3 protein-coding genes are annotated in these 2,883 nt (G+C 62.7%); all 3 read right to left on the reverse strand.

Annotation, left to right across the window (positions count from 1 at the left end; genetic code table 11):
* A partial coding sequence (locus MHM97_RS22630) for a S49 family peptidase (protein ID WP_239325889.1) occupies window positions 1-818 on the reverse strand: 818 nt, incomplete at its 3' end.
* The gene (locus tag MHM97_RS22635; RefSeq protein ID WP_239325891.1) at window positions 815-2,110 is read right to left on the reverse strand and encodes a phage portal protein; all 1,296 of its coding nucleotides are present in this window, start codon (window positions 2,108-2,110) and stop codon (window positions 815-817) included. The genes MHM97_RS22635 and MHM97_RS22630, both read right to left, overlap by 4 nt.
* Window positions 2,107-2,883 (reverse strand): terminase TerL endonuclease subunit (locus tag MHM97_RS22640; RefSeq protein WP_239325893.1); only part of this gene is annotated, 777 nt, incomplete at its 5' end. The genes MHM97_RS22640 and MHM97_RS22635, both read right to left, overlap by 4 nt.

The raw sequence follows: 2,883 nt of genomic DNA on the forward strand, positions 1-2,883 counted from the left end.
ACGGTTTCGATCTGATCCACCAGACCACGCGCCACCGCATCACCATCCCAGAACACATCGCCGCCCATCTTGGCGTCATCGGTGCGGCTCATCCGCTTGGGAACTTCGGCAACCGCAAGACCGCGCCCCTGTGCAACCGCTTCCAGAAACTCCGCCTCCATCGCATTCAACCGTACCATCGAGATCGCCTTGCCTTCCTCGCTCGACAGATCCGGGCGCTTGGCCCCGGCATGCTCCGAGGTCAGGATATAGATCTGATTGCCGGTCTCCCCGGGCTGCACCGGCTGATAGGATGTCATCATCGTGCCAACCGATCCCACCCAACTGCCCGGGCTGGCGCTGAGATCGCTGCATTGGCTGGCCAGCCAATAGCCCGCCGATGCCGCCAGAGGATGCACCAAAGCATGCACCGGTTTCACGGCGGCGCAGGCCTGGATTGCCGCCACCGCCGACTGGATGCCCATGACCGCGCCGCCCGGCGTGTCGAAGAACAGCACAACCGCCTCCACCTCATCACTGGAGGCCAGTGCGGTCATCGTCTCGGCAACACCATGATAGGTGGACCACCCCAGAAAGCGCTCCAACACCCCCGAATTTGGTGTCAGCACCCCGCGCACCGGCACATAGGCCACGCGCTGATGCACCGCAAAACGCTGGCCGCGCTCCAGCGTCACGCCCGCATCGGCCAGCGCGTCCGCCCCAAGCGAGGCATCCAGGGCATCCGCACGCGGCAGATCCATGTTCAACAGCGGCAACCCCGCCTCATGCAGGGCCAGATCCCCGCCGCCAACCAATGCGCCAATCGTGGTTTGCGTCATTCCTCTTTCCCCTTCTTGTCGGCTTTTCCAGCGCTATCGTCGCGCGTCATGTTCGGTGCCGGGTTCAGCTTGTCGCCCCCCTCCACAGTCGGCAGGCCGATTTTCTTGCGCGCCTCATCCGGCGTCATGATCGGGCCACCGACCGCCTTGTGCAGCGCTTCGTTGCGTTCCTTGATCGTCGGCTGCAGCAGCGCATCAAAATCATGGCGCAGAAAAAATTCGGCCTCGCGCTCGCGCCGGGTCAGCACGGCCATGGCCATCGTTTGCTCCGCCAGCCCCGACCAATGGAACAGGCAGTCCGTCAGGTAATCGATTGCCTGCTGTTCACCGTTGGCCTTCACGCCGTATTCCAGCATTTGCAGCTTCGAGGGCGGCATGCGGTAGATAGCGGCGAGCTGCTCGCGGTCAAACTTGCGGCTTTGCAGAAGCTCCTGATCGGCAGCGGTCAGGTCGAGGCTCTTGATGTCCTCATCCGGGCCAAGGATTGGAATGCCATCTGACCCCTGGTTTAGAAGCGTGTTCTTGATCCGCCGGGCGTTTCGCTCAAGTGTCTTTTCATCCCCGTAGTGTTCGCCCAATTTCAGGTAGGCTTTGGAATGGGCACCGGAGACGGATCGCACCGCGGATTCCTGCGCCGCAAAGGCAAGGCCGACTGTTTCCGCCGCCACCTGCAATGGCGACCTGCCCGTCCAGCCATCCAGCGCCATATAGCGCAGATGCACCATAGACCGACTGGCAACCCGGCGCAGTTCGCCAGCCCCATCGGTGAAGTCATAAAACCTATCACGTCCCGCCCGCAGTGGCGTGCACCCGTCCTGGTCAACCAGCTCGATCATCTCCAGCTCGCCACCACCGTCACGCGGGCCAAAGGCATAGCCATTGCCGCGCAAGGCCCAGGCATAGACCAGGGCAAATCGCATAATCTTTGCGGGCACACCGGGCGAGGCCTCGACATTCAGGAGGTAATTCGCCGGATGCTCGCGCACCCGCACCTCCTGCCCGTCCGACTGGCGCTGCCAAAGCTTCAACGGCACCTTTGAGAGATCCCCGGCGATGTTGTTGCAGCAGGCAAAAATGGTGCCGTGCTGTTCCCCCCGCTGCGGCGTCACACGCGGCAGTTTTGCAGAGAGTTTCGGCCCACCGCCCCAACCGATTTCGGTGATCCACTGTTGCGGTGTGGCAGTGCCCGAGGTCTCCGCCTCTGCGGCAGCCGCCAGCACGGGCGGCTCAACCCGCGCCTGCGCGGGCACCGATGCCCCGGCGCGGCTGATTTCCAACCCCAGAAACTTCATACCACTATGACCTCGCGCGCTTTGCGTTTCTCTTCCCCGACCTCGGCGCGCCCCAGCGCCATGATCGCTGCCACCGCCGCATCGATACGGCCTGTGGACTTTTTCTTGTTCGGTTTCACGTTTTCGGCGGCATCCTCGTCGCGGTGAACGTTGCCCACCTGCCAGCCCAGCACTGGATTGCCGCCGTGACGGATCTTGTTCTGCGCAACCCTTTCCTCGAACCGCTTCATCGGATTGGACATCGAGGCATACCCTTGGCGGTGCTCGACCATCGGGAACCGCCGCTTGTCCAGCTTGTCGGCCAGATACTTCATTCCCCAAGGGTCGTAGGCGACCTCCTGGAGGTCAAAGTGCTTCCTGATCCACTCCAACCGATCCGCAATCTGGTCTTCGTCAATCGTCCCGCCCTTGTGGACTTCCAGCCAGCCTTGATCGCGCCAGCCGACGTATTCCCGCTTTTCGGTCTGCGCCCGCTGAATGAAGCCTTTCGGCCCCTCCGGCAAAAAGGTGTAGGTGATGAGATAGATCAGCCCATCGACCGGCACCGCGACCACGATCGCGGTGGTGTCCACCTTGTTGGACAGGTCCAGCCCGACCCAGGCCTTGCGCCCGTAGAGCATCGCCGGATCAAACGGGGCCGAGGCCGTACCCTTGTCCCAGACATCCGGTGCGATCCAGGTCTGCGCGCCTTCGGTCCACAAGTTCAGGTGGAAGCGGCGAAAGTTCGGCATCTTCCCCGCAATTGCCAGCGCGGATCGCAGCGTGGACTGCAT

This window comes from Epibacterium sp. Ofav1-8, from assembly GCF_022348185.1.
In the GTDB taxonomy this organism is placed as follows: domain Bacteria; phylum Pseudomonadota; class Alphaproteobacteria; order Rhodobacterales; family Rhodobacteraceae; genus Epibacterium.